This window comes from Agromyces flavus (assembly GCF_900104685.1).
In the GTDB taxonomy this organism is placed as follows: Bacteria; Actinomycetota; Actinomycetes; order Actinomycetales; family Microbacteriaceae; genus Agromyces; species Agromyces flavus.
The window spans coordinates 2831990-2854540 of record NZ_LT629755.1; the positions used below are offsets into that span (position 1 = coordinate 2831990).

23 protein-coding genes are annotated in these 22551 nt (G+C 71.9%); 14 read left to right on the forward strand and 9 right to left on the reverse strand.

Translation table 11 applies throughout. From position 1 onward, the window contains the following. Positions 1-43 precede the first annotated feature (43 nt). Positions 44-1369 carry an ABC transporter substrate-binding protein gene (locus BLT99_RS13385; protein ID WP_197675498.1) on the reverse strand — a complete coding sequence of 442 codons (1326 nt, stop codon included), beginning with the start codon at positions 1367-1369 and terminating at the stop codon, positions 44-46. Between the two features lie 241 nt (positions 1370-1610). Here BLT99_RS13385 and BLT99_RS13390 point away from each other — a divergent pair, with 241 nt between their 5' ends. The 7 genes from BLT99_RS13390 to BLT99_RS13420 all read left to right on the forward strand — a co-directional run bounded on the left by BLT99_RS13390 (position 1611) and on the right by BLT99_RS13420 (position 11752). After that, positions 1611-2642, forward strand: a complete 1032-nt coding sequence (locus tag BLT99_RS13390) for a LacI family DNA-binding transcriptional regulator (RefSeq protein ID WP_229724395.1) — start codon at positions 1611-1613, stop codon at positions 2640-2642. Positions 2643-2693: 51 nt separating this feature from the next. Next, positions 2694-5369 carry an alpha-L-rhamnosidase gene (locus BLT99_RS13395; protein WP_092673413.1) on the forward strand — a complete coding sequence of 892 codons (2676 nt, stop codon included), beginning with the start codon at positions 2694-2696 and terminating at the stop codon, positions 5367-5369. Positions 5370-5454: 85 nt separating this feature from the next. Beyond that, positions 5455-5856 (forward strand): L-rhamnose mutarotase, encoded by a 402-nt coding sequence (locus BLT99_RS13400; protein WP_092673416.1) that lies wholly within the window; start codon positions 5455-5457, stop codon positions 5854-5856. A 5-nt stretch (positions 5857-5861) separates the two neighbouring features. Next, positions 5862-7019, forward strand: a complete 1158-nt coding sequence (gene rhaI / locus BLT99_RS13405; RefSeq protein WP_371874209.1) for an L-rhamnose isomerase — start codon at positions 5862-5864, stop codon at positions 7017-7019. A 122-nt stretch (positions 7020-7141) separates the two neighbouring features. Then, a complete protein-coding gene (locus BLT99_RS13410; protein ID WP_092673422.1) occupies positions 7142-8089 on the forward strand; it encodes an alpha/beta hydrolase in 948 nt (315 codons plus the stop codon). Beyond that, positions 8086-10122 carry a bifunctional aldolase/short-chain dehydrogenase gene (locus BLT99_RS13415; RefSeq protein ID WP_092673425.1) on the forward strand — a complete coding sequence of 679 codons (2037 nt, stop codon included), beginning with the start codon at positions 8086-8088 and terminating at the stop codon, positions 10120-10122. The genes BLT99_RS13410 and BLT99_RS13415 overlap by 4 nt, the downstream gene beginning before the upstream one ends. A gap of 187 nt (positions 10123-10309) precedes the next feature. After that, positions 10310-11752, forward strand: a complete 1443-nt coding sequence (locus BLT99_RS13420; RefSeq protein ID WP_092673428.1) for a rhamnulokinase — start codon at positions 10310-10312, stop codon at positions 11750-11752. A gap of 11 nt (positions 11753-11763) precedes the next feature. Here the strand turns inward: BLT99_RS13420 and BLT99_RS13425 are convergent, their stop codons facing one another. Then, positions 11764-12318, reverse strand: coding sequence for a hypothetical protein (locus tag BLT99_RS13425; protein WP_133988387.1), 555 nt, complete (start codon positions 12316-12318; stop codon positions 11764-11766). A gap of 59 nt (positions 12319-12377) precedes the next feature. Between BLT99_RS13425 and BLT99_RS13430 the strand changes: the two genes are divergently transcribed. The 3 genes from BLT99_RS13430 to BLT99_RS13440 all read left to right on the forward strand — a co-directional run bounded on the left by BLT99_RS13430 (position 12378) and on the right by BLT99_RS13440 (position 15502). Beyond that, a complete protein-coding gene (locus tag BLT99_RS13430) occupies positions 12378-13334 on the forward strand; it encodes a 2-hydroxyacid dehydrogenase (RefSeq protein ID WP_092673434.1) in 957 nt (318 codons plus the stop codon). 37 nt (positions 13335-13371) lie between these two features. Then, entirely contained in the window at positions 13372-14340 is a 969-nt protein-coding gene (locus BLT99_RS13435) for a serine hydrolase domain-containing protein (RefSeq protein ID WP_092673437.1), read from the forward strand. 67 nt (positions 14341-14407) lie between these two features. Continuing rightward, the gene (locus BLT99_RS13440) at positions 14408-15502 is read left to right on the forward strand and encodes an NYN domain-containing protein (RefSeq protein ID WP_092673440.1); all 1095 of its coding nucleotides are present in this window, start codon (positions 14408-14410) and stop codon (positions 15500-15502) included. A 15-nt stretch (positions 15503-15517) separates the two neighbouring features. Here the strand turns inward: BLT99_RS13440 and BLT99_RS18185 are convergent, their stop codons facing one another. Beyond that, the gene (locus BLT99_RS18185) at positions 15518-16027 is read right to left on the reverse strand and encodes a DUF1707 SHOCT-like domain-containing protein (protein ID WP_092673443.1); all 510 of its coding nucleotides are present in this window, start codon (positions 16025-16027) and stop codon (positions 15518-15520) included. 58 nt (positions 16028-16085) lie between these two features. Further along, the gene (locus BLT99_RS13450; RefSeq protein WP_133988385.1) at positions 16086-16358 is read right to left on the reverse strand and encodes a hypothetical protein; all 273 of its coding nucleotides are present in this window, start codon (positions 16356-16358) and stop codon (positions 16086-16088) included. Positions 16359-16532: 174 nt separating this feature from the next. On the opposite strand from BLT99_RS13450, the gene BLT99_RS13455 reads away from it, so the two are divergent. From BLT99_RS13455 to BLT99_RS13465, 3 genes are read left to right on the forward strand one after another with little or no spacing between them, the layout of a single operon-like run. After that, entirely contained in the window at positions 16533-17282 is a 750-nt protein-coding gene (locus BLT99_RS13455) for a FadR/GntR family transcriptional regulator (RefSeq protein ID WP_092673449.1), read from the forward strand. A gap of 15 nt (positions 17283-17297) precedes the next feature. Then, positions 17298-18584 carry an alpha-hydroxy acid oxidase gene (locus BLT99_RS13460; protein ID WP_092673452.1) on the forward strand — a complete coding sequence of 429 codons (1287 nt, stop codon included), beginning with the start codon at positions 17298-17300 and terminating at the stop codon, positions 18582-18584. Further along, positions 18581-19624 carry a lactonase family protein gene (locus tag BLT99_RS13465; RefSeq protein ID WP_092673455.1) on the forward strand — a complete coding sequence of 348 codons (1044 nt, stop codon included), beginning with the start codon at positions 18581-18583 and terminating at the stop codon, positions 19622-19624. The genes BLT99_RS13460 and BLT99_RS13465 overlap by 4 nt, the downstream gene beginning before the upstream one ends. On the opposite strand, the gene BLT99_RS13470 is transcribed toward BLT99_RS13465, so the two are convergent. From BLT99_RS13470 to BLT99_RS13485, 4 genes are all read right to left on the reverse strand, one after another. Next, a complete protein-coding gene (locus BLT99_RS13470) occupies positions 19590-19952 on the reverse strand; it encodes a PQ-loop repeat-containing protein (RefSeq protein WP_229724397.1) in 363 nt (120 codons plus the stop codon). The genes BLT99_RS13465 and BLT99_RS13470 overlap by 35 nt on opposite strands. Before the next feature lie 101 nt (positions 19953-20053). Beyond that, positions 20054-20401, reverse strand: coding sequence for a hypothetical protein (locus BLT99_RS13475; protein WP_092673458.1), 348 nt, complete (start codon positions 20399-20401; stop codon positions 20054-20056). 1 nt (position 20402) lies between these two features. Beyond that, positions 20403-20882: a hypothetical protein gene (locus BLT99_RS13480; RefSeq protein ID WP_092673461.1), complete on the reverse strand. Its 480-nt coding sequence runs from the start codon at positions 20880-20882 to the stop codon at positions 20403-20405. A 9-nt stretch (positions 20883-20891) separates the two neighbouring features. After that, entirely contained in the window at positions 20892-21098 is a 207-nt protein-coding gene (locus tag BLT99_RS13485; RefSeq protein ID WP_092673464.1) for a hypervirulence associated TUDOR domain-containing protein, read from the reverse strand. Positions 21099-21243: 145 nt separating this feature from the next. Between BLT99_RS13485 and BLT99_RS13490 the strand changes: the two genes are divergently transcribed. Then, a complete protein-coding gene (locus BLT99_RS13490) occupies positions 21244-22029 on the forward strand; it encodes an SDR family NAD(P)-dependent oxidoreductase (protein ID WP_092673467.1) in 786 nt (261 codons plus the stop codon). An 11-nt stretch (positions 22030-22040) separates the two neighbouring features. On the opposite strand, the gene BLT99_RS13495 is transcribed toward BLT99_RS13490, so the two are convergent. Further along, the gene (locus tag BLT99_RS13495; protein ID WP_092676359.1) at positions 22041-22499 is read right to left on the reverse strand and encodes an MSMEG_6728 family protein; all 459 of its coding nucleotides are present in this window, start codon (positions 22497-22499) and stop codon (positions 22041-22043) included. Positions 22500-22551 lie beyond the last annotated feature (52 nt).

A 22551-nucleotide genomic window follows, 5' to 3' on the forward strand; every position in this document is an offset into this window, starting at 1 on the left:
GGTGACGACCCCGCCCCGCGGCGTTCGTTTGGTGAAGCGCGGCCTACCAGCCCTCGAGGCCGAGCTGCTGCGCCTGCTTCTTGACATCCTCGTCGTACTGGGCGGCGCCGTCCTCAGCCGAGGTGATGCCGGAGCCCACGGCGACCGTGATCTGCTCGAGGGCCGGGCCCTTGATCGGCGAGAGGAACTCGAGGGCGAGGTTGGTCTTGCCATCGTCGAAGTACGGCTGCATGTCCGAGACCATCGCGGGGACGTCCTCGGGCAGCTCGCAGCCGTCGATCACGTACGGGCCCTGCGCCGCAGTCGTCTCCGACTGGATGTCGCAGCTCTCGGGCGTGGTGAGGAACTCGAGGAACTTCTGCGCCGCCTCGAGCTTGGCGCCCTCGGTCGACTTGGGGACGTAGACCGTGTTCGTCGGCATCCAGACCGTGAGGCCGTTGGTGCCCGCGTCGGGGCCGGGGAGCGGGAAGGTGCCGACGACATCGGCCGCCTCGGGGTTCGTCGTCATCAGCTGCGAGGCGGCGAACGTGAGGATCGGGTACTGCGCGCCCTCACCGGTCGCCACCATGCTCACGCCGTCGGGGTACTTCGCCGACGCGAAGTCCTCGTTGAGGAGCTTCTTGTCGAACACCTCCTGCAGGTGCTCGAACCCGGCGAGCGCCGGCTCGTCGACGTACTTGGCCTTGTTCTCGGTGTACTTCTGGGCCCAGTCGGGGTCGTCGGCGAGCACGTTGTTGAAGTCGCCGAGGACGAAGAGCTGGGAGGTCCAGGTGTCGCCGTAGGTCTGGACGATCGGAGCGGCCACGCCGGCCTCCTTGATCGCCTCGGAGTTCGAGATGAACTCGTCCCACGTCTCGGGGATCTCGAGCCCCAGCTGCTCGTAGATGTCCTTGTTGTAGATGACGGCGCCGGCCATCGACTGGCCCATCGGAACGCCGTACACGCCGTTGTCGGTCGAGACGCTCTTGATGAAGTTCTCGTCGAACTTGTCGACGTAGTCCTGATCGGCCAGGTTGACGAGCGTCTGGTCGGGGCTCAGCGCCTGCATCAGCGACCCCGAGTTGTACTGGAAGATGTCGTTCATCTCACCGGTGGACAGGCGCGTCTTGACGACGTTGTCGCCGTCGGCGCCCTGGGGACGGGTCTCGACCTCGATCGTGATGTCGGGGTTGTCCTTCATGAACGCGTCGGCGAGGGCCTCGGCCGTCGCGACCGTGGCCTCGGTGTTGTCGGTCAGGAACGAGAGTGTCACGGGACCACCCTCATCGTCGGAGCCGCCGCCGGCACTGCAGCCGGCGAGCGCGAGCGACAGGGCGAGACCGCCTGCGCCGAGGGCGACGAGCGTGCGCCGCGGGGTACGGGGGACCATCTTCTCTACCTCCATGTAAAGCAACTGCGCTGTTGTGTGCGCCGACGGGTTCTCGGTGCTGTGGCGCGGCCCACGTTACGAGCCTCAGGTTCCGTTTGTCAACCGATCTACACAGATTGTTTGAAACGATTTATGACTGGCGCGGCCGAAATGTGTAGATCGGTCTATCCCAGACGCCGCAAGCGTGTATGGTGACACCGAGGCAGCGCCTCCGGCCGACGACGGCGAAAGGGGATGAGGGGTGACCAGAGCCCGAGCAGCGACCATCGAGGACGTCGCACGCGAGGCCGGAGTCTCGCGCGCCGCCGTCTCCAAGGTCATCCGAAACGCCTACGGCGTGAGCCCGTCGATGCGCGACCGCGTGAACGCCGCGATCGAGGCGCTCGACTACCGCCCGCGCGTCGCAGCCAGGGCCATGCGCGGCGCGACCTTCACGCTCGGCATCGAGCTCCCCCACATCGGCAACCCGTTCTTCACCAAGATCGTCGCGGGAGCGACGGCGACCCTGCAGGGCACCGAGTACCAGCTGATCATCGCGCCCGCCGACTTCGACGGCGAGGAGGGCGTGCGCGCCCTCGGCGCGCTCGCCGACCGCCAGGTCGACGGCATCGTGGCGATCTCGCCGCTCGTCTCGCCCGAATGGCTCGAACGGCTGGCCGCCCGCGTGCCCGTGGTCATGATCGGGCGCCACGACCGCTCGGCCGCCTACGACACGGTCACCGGCGACGACACCGAGGGAACGCGCCTCGCGATGGAGCACCTGTTCGAGCTCGGGCACCGTCGCATCGTCCACCTCACGCGGAGCGAGGAGGTGACGCAGCCGGGCTCGGGCACGCCGCACGCGATGCGACTCGAGCAGTACCTCGCGAGCATGCGCAACGCCGGGTTCGGCGACGACATCCGCGTCGTGCGCACCGGCATGACCGAGGAGTCGGCGCGTCTCGACACGCTCGCGCTGCTCGACGACGAGGTGCCCACGGCGATCTTCGTCGGCAACGACGAGCTCGCGCTCGGCACCCTCCGGGCCATCGGCGAGCACGGTCTCTCGCCCGCCGACGTGTCCGTCGTCGGCTACGACGACGTCGACATCGCCAGCCACCCGGCGATCTCGCTCACGAGCGTCGACCAGTCGGGCGTGGCCATGGGCGAGCGGGCCATCCGACTGCTCCTCGAGCGCATCGCGGGCCGCACCGAGCCCGTCCACTTCTCCGTCGAGCCCACCCTGAGGGTGCGCGGATCCACGCGGCCGGCTGCGGCGCGCCACATCGACTGATCATAGGAACGGCCCGAGCGGCGTTCCCGGCACCCCCATGGAAGGACGCGGATGTCCACGCACCTGCCCCCTACTTCGTCGGCCGACCCCGGCGCGCGCGTCGAGTCGCTGAGCACCCAGTACCCCGACGGCCTGATCGGCGTGCCGCGCGACGGACTGCGGCTGACCTGGCGCTCGAGCGCCGGGTCGCCCCAGGTCGGCTACCAGGTCCGGTGGTCGGGAGCCCGGTCGGGCACGGCCGAGCCGGTGGCGTCCGACGCGTCGATCGGCCTCGTCGCCCCGGGGCCCGCGCTCGAATCCGGCGAAGTGCGCCGCTACGCGGTCCGCATCGCGACCGCCGATGGCTGGTCCGATTGGAGCGCGGACCTCGTGGTCGAGGCCGCTGTCCACCCCGCCGATCTCGAGGCCCGCCCGATCGGCGGCTCCGAGCCGGTCGACGGCCCCGTCATGCTGCTGCGCGCGGATGTCCCGCTGCCGGCCGAGCCCGTCCGGGCACGCCTGCGCGCCACCTTCTGGGGCGTCGGCGAACTCCGGATCAACGGTCGGCGCGCCGTCGACGAGCACCTGACGCCCGGATGGACCGCCTATCACGACCGCGTCGTGCTCGGCACGTGGGACGTGACCGACCTGCTGCATGCCGGGGAGAACGCGCTCGGCGTCCTGCTCGGCGACGGCTGGTACCGCGGCCGCCTGGGATGGGAGGACGGCATCGAGCAGTACGGCGCCGAGGCCGCGGCCCTGGTGCAGCTCGACGTCGAGTGCGCCGACGGATCGCACGTGCGCGTCGCGAGCTCGCCCGAGTGGACGACCTCGACGGGCGGCATCCGTTCGGCGGGGCTCTACGACGGCGTGGAGATCGATCTCCGCGCCGAGCCGGACGGGTGGGACTCGCCTGCGTTCGACGCCTCGTCGTGGACGCCCGCCCGCGAGATCGCCGTCGACACGAGCGTCGTCGAGCCGCGCATCGCCGGCGGTGTCCGCACGGTCGGCGAATGGTCGATCGAGCCGCAGCCGCGGGGTGACCACACCCTGCTCGACGCCCGCCAGAACATCGCCGGATGGCTCCGCCTCGTCGTGCGGGGCAGGGCCGGCGAGCGCGTCGAGGTGCGCCACGCAGAGGTGCTCGAGCCCGACGGCGCGATCCACACGAAGGCGCTGCGCACCGCGCGTGCGACCGACGGCTACGTGCTCGCGCACGACGGCGAGACGACCCTCGAGCCCACGTTCACCTTCCACGGGTTCCAGTACGCCGAGGTCACCGGCGCCGAGGTGGTGTCGGCGACCGCGGTCGCGATCTCCAGCGCGGACGTGCCGCGCTCGAGCTTCGCGTGCGCCGATGCCCGGCTCGAGCGGCTGCACTCCAACGTCGCCTGGTCGCAGCGCGACAACTTCGTCTCGCTGCCCACCGACTGCCCGCAGCGCGACGAACGTCTCGGCTGGACCGGCGACGCGCAGGCGTTCGCGCCGGCCGCCTCGACGCTCTTCGACGTCGAGGCCTTCTGGATGTCGTGGCTGCGCGACGTCGAGCTCGACCAGGACGCCGACGGCGCCGTCGCGGCCGTCGTGCCGAACATCCTCACGCAGGACACCGCGATGCCCAGCGGCTGGGTCCTCATGGGCCGGGCGGGCTGGGCGGATGCCGCGACCATCGTGCCCTGGGCCGTCTACGAGTCGTACGGCAGCACCGAGGTGCTCGAGCGCCAGCTCGACTCGATGCGGCGGTGGGTCGATCATCTCGAGCGCCGGGCCGGCGAGCGCGGACTGCTGCCGACCGAGTTCCAGTTCGGCGACTGGCTCGACCCCGACGCACCCGGCGAGAAGCCCTGGGAGGCGAAGGTCTCGGCCGACTTCGTCGCCAACGCGTTCTTCGCCCGCAGCGCCCGTCTGCTCGCCGACGCCGAGCGGCTGGTCGGCGACCCCGAGCGGGCCGCGCGAGCCGACGAGCTCGCCGAGCGGGTCGCGCGCGACACGTGGGCCGCGTGGGGCGAGGCCGCCGTCGAGACCCAGACCGGTGCGGCGATCGCGCTCGAGTTCGGCATCGCGCCCGCCGCCGAACGCGACCGCATCGGCGAGGCGCTCGCGCGCAACGTGCGCGTCGAGCACGGCCGCATCGCGACCGGATTCCTCGGCACGCCGCTCGTGCTGTTCGCGCTCGTGCACAGCGGCCATGTCGACGAGGCGTACCTCATGCTCCTGCGCCAGGCGCCGCCGTCGTGGCTCTACCAGGTCGAGATGGGCGCGACCACGGTCTGGGAGCGCTGGGACGCCATCGCGCCCGACGGCGCCATCCACGCCGGCGACATGTCCGAGGGCAACGGGATGATCTCGTTCAACCACTACGCCTACGGCGCGGTCGTGGACTGGATCTACCGGCACGTCGCGGGGATCGCGCCGACCGTGGAGCGGCCGGGGTACCGCCGCGTGGTGGTCGCGCCGCGACCGACGGCGAGCATCCCGTGGGCTCGCGCGAGCGTCGAGTCGCGGCTCGGAACGGTCGCGATCGACTGGCGGCTCACCGGCTCCGGTGACCTCGAGATCGACCTCCGCGTCCCCCACGGCGCAGACGCCATGCTCGACCTCCCCGTCACCCCGGACTCGACCGTGACCGTCGACGGCGAAGCGTGGGATTCGGGCCCCGCCACCGGCGGAACACTCGCGGCGGGGGCGCACCGGATCCTCGTGACTGCGGCCCGTGTGGCCGATCCGGCGGCGCTGCTGGTGGCGTAGACACCCGAAACCGGGTTCCGTACTTGCGGGGACGTTCCCGGTTGTCTACGCTTGAAACGATTCATAACGAACGGAGAGCTCGACGATGAGCACAGGCACCACGCAGCGGATCTGCTTCCAGCTGCAGGTCGACCCCGCTCGGCTCGACGAGTACCGCCAACGCCACGCCGCGGTCTGGCCCGACATGCTGCGCGCCATCGAGGCGTCCGGGCGACGCAACTACTCGCTCTTCCTCCGCGAGGACGGCCTGCTCATCGGCTACTACGAGGTCGATGACGACGCGGCCGCGCAAGCGGCGCTCGCGAACGACCCGCGCACCGCCCCGTGGGAAGCCGAGATGGCCCCCTTCTTCGTCGCCCTCAGCGGCGACCGCCCCGACCAGGGCGCCCCGCACCTGCCCGAGGTGTTCCACCTCGAAGACCAGCTCGCCGCGCTCGATGCGGACGCGGCATCCGTCACCACCACCACAGAAAGCAGCGACTCGTGAGCACCATTCCGCAGACCGTCCTCGACCAGCTCGAGCTGCAGTCCATCGAACTGCCGAGCTGGGCCTTCGGCAACTCGGGCACCCGGTTCAAGGTCTTCGCGACCCCGGGCACGCCACGCGACCCGTACGAGAAGATCGCGGATGCCGCCCAGGTGCACCGCTACACCGCGCTCGCGCCGACTGTGGCGCTGCACATCCCGTGGGACAAGGTCGACTCGTACGACGACCTGCGGAAGCACGCCGAGGACCTCGGCGTCGCGCTCGGCACCATCAACTCCAACACGTTCCAGGACGACGACTACAAGTTCGGCGCCCTGACGCACGAGGATGCCGCGGTGCGCCGCAAGGCCATCGACCACCACTTCGAGTGCATCGACATCATGCACGCGACCGGCAGCCGCGACCTGAAGATCTGGCTCGCCGAGGGCTCGAACTACCCCGGGCAGGCCGACCTGCGCGGCCGGCAGGACCGCCTGCACGAATCGCTGCAGGAGATCTACGCGCGCCTCGGCGACGACCAGCGGCTCGTGCTCGAGTACAAGTTCTTCGAGCCGGCGTTCTACCACACCGACGTCCCCGACTGGGGCACGAGCTACGCACAGGTCGCCGCGCTCGGCGACAAGGCCATGGTCTGCCTCGACACGGGCCACCACGCGCCCGGCACGAACATCGAGTTCATCGTCATGCAGCTGCTGCGCCTCGGCAAGCTCGGCTCGTTCGACTTCAACTCGCGGTTCTACGCCGACGACGACCTCATCGTGGGCGCGGCCGACCCGTTCCAGCTGTTCCGCATCATCTTCGAGGTGATCCGCGGCGGCGGCTTCAACCACCCCGACGTCGCGTTCATGCTCGACCAGTGCCACAACGTCGAGGACAAGGTCCCCGGCCAGATCCGCTCGGTGCTCAACGTGCAGGAGATGACGGCGCGCGCACTGCTCGTCGACACCGAGGCGCTGCGCACCGCGCAGGTGTCGGGCGACGTGCTCGAGGCGAACCGCATCTTCATGGACGCGTTCTACACCGACGTGCGTCCGGCCCTCGCCGAGTGGCGCGAGTCGCGCGGCCTGCCCGCCGACCCGATGGCGGCCTTCGCGGCATCCGGCTACCTGCAGGAGATCGCCGCCGACCGCGTCGGCGGCGTGCAGGCCGGGTGGGGCGCCTGACGGAACCATTCCCTTCCCGCCCCCACCCCGCCCCCGAGACGTCGGGGATGGCCAGTGCCATTCGCCATCCGTGACTTCTCGATTTCGAGAACCAACGAGACGAGACCGAGAGAGGCAGACGGATGACGCAGCAGACGCCGTACGCGGCCGCCTACGGGCTCGTGCGGGTGTACCCGGCGGATGACGCGGCGCCCCGCCCGACGCCGGGGCTCGTCTGGGCGCACGGCGGCGGATTCGCCGCGGGCGACCTCGACATGCCCGAGGCCGACTGGGTCGCACGCGCGTTCGCCGCTCGCGGCGTCACGGTCGTCTCCATCGACTACCGGCTCGTCGGCGACGGATCCGGACGCTACCCTGCCGGCTCGGACGACGTGCTCGCAGCCTGGCGCTGGACGCTGGCGAACGTCGACGAGCTCGGTGTCGACCCGTCGCGCCTGATCGCCGGAGGTGCGAGCGCCGGCGCGAACCTCGTGACGGGCGCCGTGCTGCGGCTGCTCGGACATCCCACGCATTCCGACTCCGCCGGCGGGGCGCTTGCGCCCGGCGCGACACCCGAGGCCGCGCGGGAGACGCGCGCCCCGTCGGCGGCCTCCACGCCCCCGCCCGCGGGCGTGTTCCTCGCGTACCCGACCCTGCTCGCGGTGCAGACGGCACCGGATGCCGCGTTGCGGGCGGTGCTCGACGCGAACCCGGTCGCCGATCGCTTCGGGCCCGCGGCCGTGCGCGCCATGTACGAGAACTACCTCGGCGGACCCGTCGAGGACGCACCGCTGGTCGCCGTGCCCGGGAACGGGAGTGCGGATGACGTCGCGGGCTTCCCGCCCGTGCTCATGGTGAACGGCGAGGCCGACGAGCTCCGCGTTTCCGGCGAGGTCTTCGCAACGACGCTCGCTGCAGCATCCGTGCCCGTCGAGGTCGTCACCGAACCCGGCACCGAGCACGGGCACCTCAACCGCCCTGACGAGCCCGCGGCATCCGTCACCGTCGATCGCGTCGCGCGCTGGCTCGACGCGCTCGGCCCCGCGACCACCCCGACCACCCTCCGCACCACCGAAGGAATCACCCCATGACGAACCAGGCAGCTGCCGACCTCATCGCGCGGTCGAACCGCCTCGGCGCCGATCCGAAGAACACGAACTACGCCGGCGGCAACACGTCGGCCAAGGGCACGGACACCGACCCGGTCACGGGCGAGCCCGTCGAGCTGCTGTGGGTCAAGGGCTCGGGCGGCGACCTCGGCACCCTCACGGAGTCGGGCCTGGCGGTGCTGCGCCTGGACCGCATGCGCGCGCTGGTCGATGTGTACCCGGGCGTCGACCGCGAGGACGAGATGGTCGCCGCGTTCGACTACTGCCTGCACGGCAAGGGCGGCGCGGCCCCCTCGATCGACACCGCCATGCACGGTCTGGTCGACGCCGCGCACGTCGACCACCTGCATCCCGACTCGGGCATCGCCATCGCGACCGCGGCCGACGGCGAGCAGCTCACCGCGCAGATCTTCGGCGACAGGGTCGTCTGGGTGCCATGGCGGCGCCCGGGGTTCCAGCTCGGCCTCGACATCGCCGAGATCAAGGCGAAGCACCCGCAGGCGATCGGCTGCATCCTCGGCGGGCACGGCATCACCGCGTGGGGCGACACCTCCGAGGAGGCCGAGGCGAATTCGCTCTGGATCATCGACACCGCCGCGGCCTATATCGCCGAGCACGGGAAGGCCGACCCGTTCGGCGGCGTCCGCGCCGGCTTCGAGGCCCTGCCCGAGGCCGAGCGCCGGGCCCGCGCCGCCGCGCTGGCCCCCACCATCCGCGGTCTCGCGTCGACCGACAAGCCGATGGTCGGCCACTACACCGATGCCGACGTGGTGCTCGAGTTCCTGGCCTCCGAGAAGGCGCCGACCCTCGCCGAGCTGGGCACGAGCTGCCCCGACCACTTCCTGCGCACCAAGGTCAAGCCGATGCTCCTCGACCTGCCGGCGACGGCGACCGTCGAGGAACAGCTCGCGCGACTGCACGAGCTGCACGAGGCGTACCGCGCCGACTACCAGGCGTACTACGACGCGCACGCGACGGCCGACTCCCCCGCGATCCGCGGCGCCGACCCGCTCATCGTGCTCGTCCCGGGCGTCGGCATGTTCAGCTACGGCGCGAACAAGCAGACGGCGCGCGTGGCGGGCGAGTTCTACGTCAACGCGATCAACGTGATGCGCGGCGCCGAGGCGCTCTCGACGTACACCCCGATCTCCGACGCCGAGAAGTTCCGCATCGAGTACTGGGCGCTCGAAGAGGCCAAGCTCCAGCGAATGCCCAAGCCCAAGACGCACCAGGGCCGCATCGCGTTCGTGACCGGCGCGGCATCCGGCATCGGCAAGGCCATCGCGACCCGGCTCGCGGCCGAGGGGGCCTGCGTCGTCGTCGCCGACCTCGACCTCGAGAAGGCGCAGGCCGCCGCGGCCGAGCTGGGCGGGACGGATGTCGCGATCGGCGTCGCCGCGAACGTCGCCGACGCCGACGGGGTGCAGGCCGCGATCGATGCGACCGTGCTCGCGTTCGGCGGCATCGACCTCGTGGTGAACAACGCCGGCCTCTCGCTCTCGAAGCCGCTGCTCGAGACCACCGAGAAGGACTGGGACCTGCAGCACGACGTCATGGCGAAGGGATCCTTCCTCGTCGCGAAGGCGGCCGCGAAGGCGCTCATCGAGCAGAAGCTCGGCGGCGACATCGTCTACATCGCCTCGAAGAACTCGCTCTTCGCCGGCCCGAACAACATCGCCTACTCGGCCACGAAGGCCGACCAGGCGCACCAGGTGCGCCTGCTCGCGGTCGAGCTCGGCGAGCACGGCGTGCGCGTGAACGGCATCAACCCCGACGGCGTCGTGCGCGGCTCGGGCATCTTCTCGTCGGGCTGGGGCGCGAACCGCGCCGCGACCTACGGGGTGAAGGAGGAGGACCTCGGCCAGTTCTACGCGAACCGCACGATCCTCAAGCGCGAGGTCGTGCCCGAGAACGTCGCCGACGCGGTCTACGTGCTGACGGGCCCCGAGCTCAGCCGCACCACGGGCCTGCACATCCCGGTCGACTCCGGCGTCGCCGCCGCGTTCCTGCGATGAGCGGCGGCTGCCCGCGTCGAGTTGCCGGTTCCGCCGGGAGCGCGGCGCGCGTACCCGGCGGAAGTGGCACCTCGCGGGAGCGTGCGGCGCGAGCGCCCGAGCATGGCCCCGCCCGGGTTGCCGGTTCCGCCGGGATTGCGGCGCGCCGACCCGGCGGAAGCGGCACCTCGACCGAGGCGGTGACCAGATGAGCGCGAGCCACCGAGGCGGGGCGGTCGCCGCGGTCGACCTCGGCGCGACGAGCGGACGGGTCATCGTCGGTCACGTCGACCAGGCGGCCGGGCGGCTCGACCTCGACCACGTCGCCCGGTTCCCGAACGGGCCCGTGCGACTCGCCTCCGGCCTGCACTGGGACTTCACCGGCCTCTCCCGCGACCTCGCGCGCGGGCTCGCCGACGCGTTCCGGCGCGAGCCGGGCGTCCAGTCGATCGGCGTCGACTCGTGGGCCGTCGACTACGGGCTCCTGCGCGGCGACCGCCTCCTCGGCGAGCCGTTCCACTACCGCGACGCCCGCAACGACGCCGCCGTCGAGGCCGTCCACGCCCGGGTGCCGTTCGCCGAGCTCTACCGCCGCAACGGCTTGCAGTTCCTCCCGTTCAACACCGTGTACCAGCTGGCCGCCGAGCAGGCGAGCGGATGGCTCGACCTCGCCGACTCGCTGCTGCTGATCCCCGACCTCATCGGCTTCCAGCTCACGGGCGCCCGCGTCTCCGAACGCACGAACGCCTCGACGACAGGGCTCGTGGCGGTCGAGTCCGGCGAGTGGGACGACGACCTGGTCGAACGGCTCGGCTTCGCGCCATCCGTCTTCGCCCCGCTCGTGTCGCCGGGCGACTCGCTCGGCGGCCTCCGCACAGACGTCGCCGACGATCTCGGCGCGCCCGCCGGCATCGAGGTCGTCGCGGTCGGCTCGCACGACACCGCGTCGGCCGTCGTCGCCGTGCCCATGCAGGCCGAGTCGGCCGCGTACATCTCGTGCGGCACGTGGGGGCTCGTCGGAGTCGAACTCGAGCACCCGGTGACGACGGATGCCGCGCGCGAGGCGAACTTCACGAACGAGGGCGGCGTCGACGGGCGCATCCGGTTCCTGCACAATGTCATGGGCCTGTGGCTGCTGTCGGAGTCGGTGCGCTGGTGGGAGCGGGACGGGGACGCCGTCGACCTGCCCGCGCTGCTCGCGGCCGCGTCATCCGTCACGAGCGACGTCGCGGTGTTCGACGCGAACGACCCGCGCTTCCTCGCACCGGGCGACCTGCCCGCCCGCATCGCCGAGTGGTGCCGCGAGCAGGACGTGCCGGGGCCGCAGACGCGCGCCGAGTTCGCCCGGTCGATCGTCGAGAGTCTCGCCGAGGCGTTCGCCGACGCGGTGCGCACGGCGTCGGTGCTCTCAGGCGTGGACGTCGCGACGATCCATGTCGTCGGCGGCGGTGCCCTCAACGAGCTGCTGTGCCGGCGAACGGCCGACCGCTCGGGGCTCCCGGTGCTCGCCGGACCCGTCGAGGCGACCGCGATCGGCAACGTGCTCGTGCAGGCCCGCGCGCAGGGCTTCGCCGAGGGCGACCTCGAGTCGCTGCGCGCGCTGGTGGCGCGGGCGTTCACCCCCGTCCGGTACGAGCCGTCGGGGCGCTAGGCGTACCCGGCTCAATGCCCGTGCGCGAGCTGCTGCAGCACGACGACCGCGAGGCCGAGTGCGACGAGCGCGCCGAGTCCGAGGAGTTGCTTCCACCAGGGTGCACGGGTGCGCCGCACCGCGACGTACCCGATCAGGCCGAGCGTCACGAGGTACACGATCGACGCGGCCCGCAGCGCGCCCTCGAGCTCGAACACCCCGAAGGCGGCGAGCGCGAGTAGGATCAGCGGCACGCCGGCCGACGCGATCGCCGAGCCTGAGATGCGCAGCATGCGGCCGAGCTCGTCGCGCTCGGGGAACGCCGCGTGCACCGCGAGGTGCGCGACGATGTCGGCCACGAAGCCGGCCGCCGTGATCGCCACGATGCCGACCAGCAGCGTGAGGGTGGCCCGGGTCGCGCTGACGTGCTCGACGTTCGCGTGCTGCACGAGCACGATCGCGAGACCGGTGAAGGTCGCGTAGACGCGTTCCTTGAGCGCCTCGGCCTGCTCGTCGACCGAACGATCGGTGCGACGCGGTCGCCGGCGCGGCCGGCCCGCGGCATCGGATGCGGCGGCCTCGTTCATGCGCGTCACGGTACCAGCGCGACGTGACGGCGCGACATCCGCTCTGCGAGGATCGAGGAATGACCGGCGAGCCCCGTCCCCTCCTCGTGACCGTTCCCGGCGCGACCCTCCGTCGAGCGCTCGAGCAGACCCCGGGCGGCGTGCCCGATGGCGTCGAGCTCGTGGAGTGGGACCTGGCCGGGCCGCCGCCGCCCGAGGCATCCGGTCGCCGCATCGACATCGTGGTGCCGCCGTACATGGGCGCGGCCGAGCGGCTCGGCGCCCTCGACGGCGTGGAGGTCGGCCTCGTGCAGTCGCAGTCGATCGGGTACGACGACGTGCCCGACGCGCTGCCCGCCGGGCACGTGTTCGCGAACGCGGCGTCGGTCCACGAGACGTCGACCGCCGAGCTGGCGATCGGCCTCGCGATCGCTTCCCAGCGCGGCATCCCGGACTTCGTGCGTGCGGCCGCGGCGGGCCGCTGGGCTCCTGCGCGCCACGCGAGCCTCGCCGATCGCCGCGTGCTGCTCCTGGGATACGGCGGCGTCGGCCGCGCGATCGAGGCGCGGCTCGCGCCGTTCGAGGTCGAGGTGACCCGGGTCGCGAGTCGTGCTCGTGAGGATGAGCACGGGCGGGTCCACGGGATCGACGAACTGCCGACGCTGCTCCCCGAGGCCGAGATCGTGTTCGTCGCGGTCCCGCTGGGCGATGCGACCACGCGGCTCGTCGATGCCGCGTTCCTCGAGGCGCTGCCCGAGGGCGCGCTCGTCGTCAACGTCGCGCGCGGACCGGTCGCCGACACCGACGCGATCCTCGCCGAGGCCCAGTCGGGGCGCCTGCGCTTCGCGCTCGACGTGACCGACCCCGAGCCGCTGCCCGAGCACCATCCGCTCTTCGCGCTGCCGAACGTGCTGGTCTCGCCGCACGTCGGCGGCGCCACGACCGCGATGATGCCGCGCATGGCGCGCCTGCTGCGCGAGCAGATCGAGCGGATGTCGCGCGGCGACGAACCCCGCAACATCGTGCTGCGCACCTGACCCTTCGCGAGACGCCCGACCGAGAGGAACCGCCCGCATGACGAAGTTCGACCACGCCTTCGACTGGGTGCGCCGCCACGTCGACGACGGCCCGCTGCCGACCGCGGTGCTCGGCATCGCCACGTCCGAGGGCGTCGTCGCGCTCGACGCGTTCGGCGCAGCATCCGTCGACGACCACTACCCGCTGTTCTCGATCACCAAGCCGATCGTCGGCCTCGCCGCACTGCGCCTCATCGAGCAGGGCCGGCTCACGCCGGAGACCCCGCTGACCCGCGCCATCCCGTCGTTCGGGGCCGACCGTGACGACATCGTGCGCCTGTGCCACCTCGCGAGTCACACCTCGGGCATCATCGAGCCGCCGCTCGACACGCCACGCGGACTGCGCACCTCGCTGCTCGAACCGGGCCGCGACTTCCCGGCCGGCACCGTCTCGCGGTACTCGACGATCGCGTTCGAGGGCATCGCCGCGCTCATCGAGGACGCCTCGGGCGCGCCATGGGAGCGGGCCGTGGCCGAGGTCGGCGAGCGAGCGGATGCCGCCGGCATCACGTTCGACGACGTATCGCCGCATGCGCCGGTCGACGCCGCCGAGCACGGGCTCGACTGGGCGCGCATGGCGGCGCTGCGCCATCCGGGTGCGGGCCTGTTCGCTCGCGCCGCCGACCTGCTCGCGCTCGGCAGCGCGTTGCTGCGCAACGACGGCTCGGTCGTCTCGCCGGTCGCCTTCGAGGCCATGCGACGCCCGTTGACCGCCGGACTGCCGAAGCTCGAGCCCTACGTCGAGTCGCGCGGGCAGGACTGGGGCTTCACGTGGAACGTGCGGCACTCGGCACCCGGCCTGCTCGCACGCGACACGTTCGGCCACGGCGGCTGGGCCGGCACCGAGTTCTGGATCACGCCCTCGCTCGACGTGTGCTTCGTGTTCCTGACCAACGTCGGAGGCGGTATCGGGCGATTCGGGCTCGACGCCGACGAACTGCACAACGCCGTCGCGGCGGCCGCCTGACGCCTGTCGCTGGGATCACGTCGCCGCCCGGGCCTACGATCGGAGGACACCCCGACGGAAGGTCGACATGCCCGCTTCGGCAGAACCACGGGTCGCGCTGTACTTCGACTTCGACAACATCGTCATCTCCCGCTACGACCAGTTGCACGGCGAGGGCGCGTACCGCAAGGACACGAGCCGCACGAAGACGGTGCAGCCGGGTACGCAGGCGTGGAAGCGGCTGCAGCAGGCGACGGTCGACATCGACGCCGTGCTCGACTTCGCGGCCACGTTCGGCACGATCGCGATCGCGCGCGCCTACGCCGACTGGTCGACGCCGGTGAACGCGAGCTACCGCAACCAGCTCATCGACCGGGCGGTCGACCTCGTGCAGCTCTTCCCATTGTCGGCGACGAAGAACGGCGCCGACATCCGGCTGTCGGTCGACGCGATCGAGGACCTCTTCCTCATCGAGAACCTCTCCAACGTGGTCATCGTCGCGGGCGACTCCGACTACGTCGCGCTCGCGCAGAAGGCCAAGAAGCTCGGCCGGTACGTCGTGGGCATCGGGGTCGCGGGCGGCACCAGCCGGGCGCTCACCGCCGCATGCGACGAGTACGCCGACTACGACGCGATCCTCGCGACGGATGCCGCGGTGCGTGATGACGAGGCAACCGAAGGGTCGAACGGGGCCGAGTCGAAGACGTCCGTCGGCACGGCCAAGGCCGGCGCCGCACCGGTGGCCGAGGCCGGAGCGCAGCCGGGAGCCCCCGCTCGGCGCCGCCGCGCATCGTCGAAGACCGTGACGGATTCCGCGCCGGCCGACGCTGCGGCGGAGGCCCCGGCGTCGAAAGAGCCAGCGGCGCCCAAGAGCTCGTCCAAGGCCGTGCAGTTCGTGGCGCCCGCCGAGCCGGGTGCTGCGGATGATGCCGCGACGGGCACCACGCGCAACCCGGGCCGCCTGCTCCTCAAGGCGCTCGAGCTGCTGCGCGCGAAGAACGACCAGGAATGGCAGGACTCGAGCGCGGTGAAGAACCAGATGCTGCGCATGGACCCGTCGTTCCAGGAGCGCCGGCTCGGCTTCCCGACGTTCACCGACTTCCTGAAGTCGCGTGGCGGCGTGGTCGAACTCGACGAGGCGACCGGGCAGAACCGCGTCCGCATCCGCTCGAAGAAGGGCTGACCTGGCCCTTCCGACTCACGTGCCGCGGTCGGGCTTCCCGCCCGGTCCGTAGATGATGATCGCCACGACCGGGATCAGCAGGAACCAGAGCCACGACCAGACGAAGCCGCCGTTGAAGCCCGACCAGAAGAACAGGCCCAGGGCGATGAACGGCGTGAGCGCCATGATCGTGTCGCCGATCCGGCCGCCGAGCGCGCGCGAGCCGCGCACCGACGCGGGCGCCGGCGGCAGCGGCCCGGCTGACGGCGGCGGAAGCGTTCCGGGGCCGGACAACACGGTCGGTGCGGGTGGCGCGGGTGGCGCGGGTGGCGCGGAGACCGTCGGGGCGACCTCGGGGAGGTCGGCGAACAGCGGCGCGAGGTCCCCGCGAGTGACGGCGCTCCGCACCGACGCCGCGCGCTGCTCGTACTCCGAGGGAGTGAGCCGACCCTCGATCTGGGCGTCGGAGAGCCGCGCGACGGCGTCCTCGCGTTCGGCGTTGCTGAGCCGCTGATCGGGGCGGTCGGGGTTCGCGTAGCCGTTCATGGGGCCAGCGTGCCGGTCCCGCCGTCCGCCCGGTAGTGACGAAGGACCCCAGTCGGCGTCAGGTGCCGACGCCCGTGGCGTTGGTGCCCGGCTCGTCCTCCGTACCGCCCTGGATCGCGGCGCTGGCGTCCGGCACGCCGGGTATCTCGGCGTCCTCGGTGGGCGGCGGCTGGATGTCGTAGGACGACATGTCGGCGGGCGGCTCGTCGCGGTCCGCGCCCTCCGCCGGCTGGTCCGGATGGTGCCGCTGCTCGGGAGCGTCGGATCCGCTCGCGCCCTCGGCCGGGTCCTGCGCGTGCTCGTCGCCGCGGGGCGTGTTGATGTCGCTCATCGTCGTGCGCTCCTTCCGGCGCGGTCGCGCCATGGCCGACAGTCTGCGTCGCCGCGGCGCGGCACGGCAGGGGCTTGCCCGGGCGGCGACGGTCGGTTACGCCGCGGACCCGCTGTGGTCAGACCACATCTGCTACTGTGGTCTGACCACAGGCCACGCGACGGAGGGAGCGGCATGGGCGACGAGGCATCCGCCCGCTCGATCGAGCCGCGCGCGTGGGAGGCCGTGCTCGAGCACATCGAGCGCCGGCTCCTCGACGGCGAGCTCGGGCCCGGCGACCGACTGCCGGGTGAGCGCGCCCTCGCGTCCGAACTCGGCGTCGGGCGGTCCAGCGTTCGTGAGGCGCTCCGCGTGCTCGAGGTGCTCGGGCTCATCCGCACCCACACCGGATCCGGGCCGACCGCGGGCGCGATGATCATCGCCACGCCCGGCGGCGGCATGAGCGCGCTCATGCGACTGCAGGTCGCGGTGCGCGGGTTCCCGGTCGACGACATCGTCGCGACCCGCCTCGCGCTCGAGGCGCACGTCGTGAGCGACCTCGCCGAGGCATCCGGAGCCGACCTCGCCGCCGCCGACCGCCTGCTCGACGCGATGGACGAGCCCGACCTCGACCCGGCCGAGTTCCTCGCGCTCGACGCCGCGTTCCACCTCGCCCTCGCCGAGGCGTCGGGCAACCAGGTCGTCACCGCCACCATGGCGGGACTCCGCAGCGGCATCGAGGGCTACGCGCTCGGCGGCAGCCGTCGCCTCGGCGACTGGCAGACCACCGCGACCCGACTCCGCGCCGAGCATCGCGGGGTCGTCGACGCGATCCGAGCAGCGGATGCCGCGACCGCCCGGCGACGCATCCACGACCACATCTCGCGCTACTACGCCGAGATCTCACCCGACCACGGCGCCGCACGCGCCACGAGCACCCCCTAGGAAGAGAGCCGAACCATGGTCCAGCGCCAGTTGCCGAACCCGCGCGAGCTCGCCGAACTCATGCGGTTCAAGAAGCCGACCCTGAACCCGACCGACCGCCGTCTCGAGAAGGCGCTCACGATCGCCGACCTGCGCGACATCGCCAAGCGCCGCACGCCCAAGGCGCCGTTCGATTACACCGAGGGAGCCGCCGAGGGCGAGCTCTCGCTGACCCGCGCTCGGCAGGCCTTCCAGGACGTCGAGTTCCACCCGTCGATCCTGCGGAACGTGCCCGTCGTCGACACGAGCCGCGAGGTGCTCGGCGGGCCGAGCGCGCTCCCGTTCGGCATCGCGCCGACGGGCTTCACGCGCCTCATGCAGACCGAGGGCGAGGAGGCCGGCGCAGGTGCGGCCGGCGCGGCGGGCATCCCGTTCACGCTGTCGACGCTCGGCACGACCTCGATCGAGGGCGTGAAGGCCGCGAATCCGAACGGTCGCAACTGGTTCCAGCTCTACGTCATGCGCGACCGCGAGATCTCCTACGAGCTCGCTCGTCGTGCGGCCGGCGCCGGATTCGACACGCTGTTCTTCACGGTGGACACCCCGGTCGCGGGCGCCCGCCTGCGCGACAAGCGCAACGGCTTCTCGATCCCGCCGCAGCTCACGCCCGGTACCGTGATCAACGCGATCCCCCGCCCGGCGTGGTGGATCAACTTCCTCACGACCCCGAAGCTCGAGTTCGCGTCGCTCTCCTCGACCGGCGGCACGGTCGGCGAGCTGCTCGACGCCGCGATGGACCCGACGATCTCGTTCGCCGACCTCGACGTGATCCGCGAGATCTGGCCGGGCAAGATCGTCGTGAAGGGCGTGCAGACCGTCGAGGACGCCAGGCTCCTCGCCGACACGGGCGTCGACGGCGTCGTGCTCTCCAACCACGGCGGCCGCCAGCTCGACCGCGCGCCGATCCCGTTCCACCTGCTGCCCGATGTGGTCCGCGAGGTCGGCGGCGACATGGAGGTGCACCTCGACACCGGCATCATGAACGGCGCCGACATCGTCGCCTCGATCGCGCTCGGTGCACGCTTCACGCTCATCGGCCGCGCGTACCTCTACGGCCTCATGGCCGGCGGTCGCCGCGGTGTCGACCGCACGATCGCGATCCTCCGCGCCGAGATCGAGCGCACCATGAAGCTGCTCGAGGTCGCGACGCTCGACGAGCTGTCTCCGAAGCACGTGACGCAGCTCACGCGCCTGCAGCCGATCTCCCGCCCCGTCGCCGACGCCGCCGAGGCCGTCGCCGCGCGGCTGCCCGTGCAGCTGTGAGCGCACCGACGCGGCGATTCGCCCTCGGGTCCTACACGCCCGACGGGCCGGGCCCGAGCCTGCACCTCGCGGAGCGCTCGGAGTCCGGCGAGTGGCGGATCGTCGCGTCGGCCACCGCCTCAAACCCGTCGTTCGTCGCGAGATCGGGCGACCTGCTCTTCGCGGTCGGCGAGGACGCGTCCGGCTCTGTCGCGAGCTTCCGCATCGACGAGGGCGGGGCGGATGGCGCGCACGCCGCGCTCGAACCGGTCGACTCCGTCGAGCACGGCGAGGCGCACCCGTGCCACATCGCCGTCGACGCGGCATCCGGCCTGCTGCTCGTCGCGAACTACACGGGCGGCTCGGTCACGGCAGTGCCGTTCGAGTCGGGCGCGCTCGGCCGGCCGGTCACGTTGCGGCTCCCGCCGCGCACGGGTCCGGTGAGCGACCGGCAGGATGCTCCGCACGCCCACCAGGTCGTGGCCACCCCCTGGGGCACGCACCTCGTCAGCGACCTCGGCGGCGACGCCGTCCACGAGCTGGTGGCCGAACGGGCGACGGATGCCTCCGGCCCGGCGCTGCGCATCGTGCGCACCATCGAACTCGCGCCGGGCACCGGTCCCCGCCACCTGCTCGTGCGGTCCGGGCAGGTGCACGTCATCGGCGAGCTCGACGGGCACCTCCACACGTTCGAGGTCGACGCGGCGAGCGCGCGCCCCGCCGGCACCGAGTCCGTGATGGTCCGGCCATCGGGCGGTGCCGACGACGTCGTGCAGCCCTCGCACCTCGACGCGAGCCCGTCCGGGCGGCTGCTCACGGCGCTCGTGCGCGGCCGCGACACCGTGAGCGTCTTCGAGGCGACGGATGCCGCGCACCCGCACCTCGCGTCGGAGCACCCCATCGGTGCCGCGTGGCCGCGCCACCACGCGCACCTCGACGACCGCACCGTCGTGGTCGCCGCCGAGCGGGGCCACGCGCTCGTCGAGGTCGATCTCGTGACCGGTGCCGCACGCCGCGTGCTCGAGGTCACGTCACCGACATGCGTGCTGCCGCTCGACTGACGTGTCGTGCCGGCGGCCGCGGCGACACGCGGTGCGCGGCATCGAGCGTCGTTCCATCTGCCGCCCTCGCCCTGGGCCGAAAGCGGAGGAACCACGCGAGCATCAGCGCCGACGCGACGAGGTAGAAGCCGTGCAGGAACCAGATCGGACCCGCCGGCAGGCTGAACACGTAGAACGAGTAGACGAGGTTGCCTGCGTTCGTGGTCACCAGGTTGCCGAGGCTGTACGACGAGAGGTCCTTCGTGCGCGCAGCCTTCACCAGCATGGGCAGGTAGCTCATGGCGAAGAGGCCGGTCGACAGAGCGCCGGCGAGGATGGCGCCATCCATGCTGCGACGCTACGACCCGGGTCGGCGCGGCGCATCGGGACCGACCCCGGATTCAGCCGCTCCGATCGGCGCACGCCGCTCGCGCCATCCGGAGCGGTCGGTCAGCCCTCGTCGATGAGCTCGAGCAGCTTCTTCGCGGCATCGCGGATGTCGTCGTGGTCGTACTGGCCCGCGCGGCTCTCGAGCGAGATGACCGCGCAACGGTGCACCTTGGCGTAGTCGCCGTAGGGGAACGAGTACGCGCCCTTGGTGTCCTGGTTCTCGTCGTCGTCGATGCCGAGGTGCCAGTGGCGGAATTCGGTCCAGCCGTCCTTCTCGATCACGCGGTTCTCGTCATCGGCGCTCGGTGCGTGCTCGCTCCAGTCGTCCCGCTCGTCGCGCACGACCTTGCCTTCGCGAACCAGCGACCTGGCGTGCTTGAGCGCCGTCTCGTTCAACCGGATGCCCACGTCAGGCTCCCTTCGCCTTCATGCGGCGCACGCGCAGCTTCGCGGTCTTGCGCGCCGCCTCCTTGTCGGTCGGGGTCAAGATGGTGGCGAGTGCCGTGCGGAAACCGCTCAGGACGGCCATCTTCGACGGCTGCTTCACCTGGGCGCGCTGCTGCTTGATCGTCTTGGAGCGACGGCGGCTCTTCGGCGCGTCGCTCGACGAGGCACGCCCGCCCGCGGTGCCGTAGCGCACCGACACCCGCTCGAGCCGGGCCGACGAACGCCGTGCGGCGCGCCGGGCGGCCAGGGGGCTGCGGGACGCATCCTTCTTCGCGCGGCCGATCCGCTCGGCCTCGGCCTTCTGGGCGGCCTTCACCTTGGTCTTCGCCGGCTCGGGGAGCGAATCGGCGAGCTTGCGGGCCTCCTTGCCGGCCCGCTCGGCCTCCTTCACGGCGCGCTTCGCGGCACGTCGGATGTCTCGATCGGTCTCGGTCTTCGCCATCGGGTCCTCCTACTTCTTCAGCACGCGCAGCGCGGATCCCTTGTGCGCGGCGCGCGCACCGGTCTTCTCGCTCTCGACGATGAACGCGGGGTCGTCGGCTGACGCCGTGAATAGCTGACCGTCGAACGTGAAGTCCTCGGTCTTCCGCTCGACCACGCGACCCTGCGTACGCCCCTGGGACGTCGCCCAGCTCACCCGGTCGTGCACCGCGACCATCGCTTCCCCTCGCTTCCCCATGCGGCCCGATCGGGTCCGCTCGTCGGCGAGGCTACGCCGCCTGCCGCTCCTCCCCCAACCCCTTGACCGCATCCGCGCGACCGTTCGGATTCCGCATCCGGCGCGCGATTCGTACGATGCCGCCATGAGTATTCCTTCCTTGTGGAGCCTCGAGGGCCGCGTCGCGATCGTGAGCGGCGCAGGCAGCGCCGAGGGCATCGGGTTCGCGGCAGCCCGCGCGCTGGGCGAGCTCGGCGCCGGAGTGGTGCTGACGGCGACGAGCGATCGCGTGCACGAGCGTGCGGAGGAGCTGCGGCGCGACGGCATCGCGGCCACGGCGGTCATCGCACGACTCGACGACGAGGCGCAGGTCGACGACCTGGGGGCGGAGCTCGCCTCCGCCGGCATCCGGCCCACGATCGTCGTGAACAACGCCGGCATGATCGCGACGGGCGACCCGGAGATGCTGCACGGCGACGGGACGATGACCCTCGCCGACTGGAACGCGGGCCTGGCGATGAACCTCACGACCGCGTTCCTGCTGACCCGCGCGATGCTCCCCGGCATGCGCGACACCGGATGGGGACGCGTCATCTGCATCTCGAGCGTCTCGGGCCCGCTGATGGCGTCGAAGGGCGACGTCGGCTACGCGACCGCCAAGGCCGGCATGCTCGGCTACGTGCGCGCGCTCGCGGTCGACGAGGCGCTGACGGGCATCACGGCCAACGCCGTGGCACCCGGGTGGATCGCGACGGCGAGCCAGCTTCCGAGCGAGGCCGAGGAGGGCCTCCTCGTGCCGGTGGCGCGCAGCGGCCGACCCGGCGAGGTCGCCTCGGCGGTCGCGTGGCTCGCGACACCCGGCGCCTCGTACGTCACCGGGCAGCTCATCGCGGTCGATGGCGGGAACTCCGTCGCGGAGGAACGCCGCTAGCCCGCGCGAGCTCAGACGATCGTCTCGTGGCCCGGAGGCCACACGTACGGCAGGTCGGCGGGGACGTCCGACGCGATCTCGGCGTAGAACTCGCCGTCCTTCCGCAGCAGGTTGGACCGATGCGAGCGGTGGAACTCCTCGTCGCCGACCCACGGCGGCAGCGGGAACTCGCGGGCGCGGTAGGCCGCGGCATCGAGGTGGTCGGCATCGAGTTCGGCGAGGGTCTTCTCGCGGCAGGTGTCGGAGTGCCCGCGACGTTCCCACTCGTCGCACACCGCGTCCTGATACGCCATGAGCGCCGGGCGGAAGCCGCGCCACATCCGCACGACCGGGTGGTGGCGCCATCCGTAGCTCGGGATGGTCAGTGCGCGCATCACCTGGAGCGTCTCGACGCGCTGCTTGCCCAGGCGGACCGTGTCGAGCACGGCCGCACTGCGCGCGAAGTCGGCATAGGGCAGGAAGGTCTGCACGAGCTGCTGCCCTCCCCCCACGGCGGCCGGCCACGGCCGGACCACGTCAGGC

Excerpts from the sequence above, each read along its gene's own strand:
- BLT99_RS13385 (WP_197675498.1), bottom strand. The coding sequence starts at position 1,369 with ATGGTCCCCCGTACCCCGCGGCGCACGCTCGTCGCCCTCGGCGCAGGC.
- BLT99_RS13395 (WP_092673413.1), top strand. The coding sequence starts at position 2,694 with ATGTCCACGCACCTGCCCCCTACTTCGTCGGCCGACCCCGGCGCGCGC.
- BLT99_RS13400 (WP_092673416.1), top strand. The coding sequence starts at position 5,455 with ATGAGCACAGGCACCACGCAGCGGATCTGCTTCCAGCTGCAGGTCGAC.
- BLT99_RS13410 (WP_092673422.1), top strand. The coding sequence starts at position 7,142 with ATGACGCAGCAGACGCCGTACGCGGCCGCCTACGGGCTCGTGCGGGTG.
- BLT99_RS13415 (WP_092673425.1), top strand. The coding sequence starts at position 8,086 with ATGACGAACCAGGCAGCTGCCGACCTCATCGCGCGGTCGAACCGCCTC.
- BLT99_RS13420 (WP_092673428.1), top strand. The coding sequence starts at position 10,310 with ATGAGCGCGAGCCACCGAGGCGGGGCGGTCGCCGCGGTCGACCTCGGC.
- BLT99_RS13425 (WP_133988387.1), bottom strand. The coding sequence starts at position 12,318 with ATGAACGAGGCCGCCGCATCCGATGCCGCGGGCCGGCCGCGCCGGCGA.
- BLT99_RS13430 (WP_092673434.1), top strand. The coding sequence starts at position 12,378 with ATGACCGGCGAGCCCCGTCCCCTCCTCGTGACCGTTCCCGGCGCGACC.
- BLT99_RS13435 (WP_092673437.1), top strand. The coding sequence starts at position 13,372 with ATGACGAAGTTCGACCACGCCTTCGACTGGGTGCGCCGCCACGTCGAC.
- BLT99_RS13440 (WP_092673440.1), top strand. The coding sequence starts at position 14,408 with ATGCCCGCTTCGGCAGAACCACGGGTCGCGCTGTACTTCGACTTCGAC.
- BLT99_RS18185 (WP_092673443.1), bottom strand. The coding sequence starts at position 16,027 with ATGAACGGCTACGCGAACCCCGACCGCCCCGATCAGCGGCTCAGCAAC.
- BLT99_RS13450 (WP_133988385.1), bottom strand. The coding sequence starts at position 16,358 with ATGAGCGACATCAACACGCCCCGCGGCGACGAGCACGCGCAGGACCCG.
- BLT99_RS13455 (WP_092673449.1), top strand. The coding sequence starts at position 16,533 with ATGGGCGACGAGGCATCCGCCCGCTCGATCGAGCCGCGCGCGTGGGAG.
- BLT99_RS13460 (WP_092673452.1), top strand. The coding sequence starts at position 17,298 with ATGGTCCAGCGCCAGTTGCCGAACCCGCGCGAGCTCGCCGAACTCATG.
- BLT99_RS13470 (WP_229724397.1), bottom strand. The coding sequence starts at position 19,952 with ATGGATGGCGCCATCCTCGCCGGCGCTCTGTCGACCGGCCTCTTCGCC.
- BLT99_RS13480 (WP_092673461.1), bottom strand. The coding sequence starts at position 20,882 with ATGGCGAAGACCGAGACCGATCGAGACATCCGACGTGCCGCGAAGCGC.
- BLT99_RS13485 (WP_092673464.1), bottom strand. The coding sequence starts at position 21,098 with ATGGTCGCGGTGCACGACCGGGTGAGCTGGGCGACGTCCCAGGGGCGT.
- BLT99_RS13490 (WP_092673467.1), top strand. The coding sequence starts at position 21,244 with ATGAGTATTCCTTCCTTGTGGAGCCTCGAGGGCCGCGTCGCGATCGTG.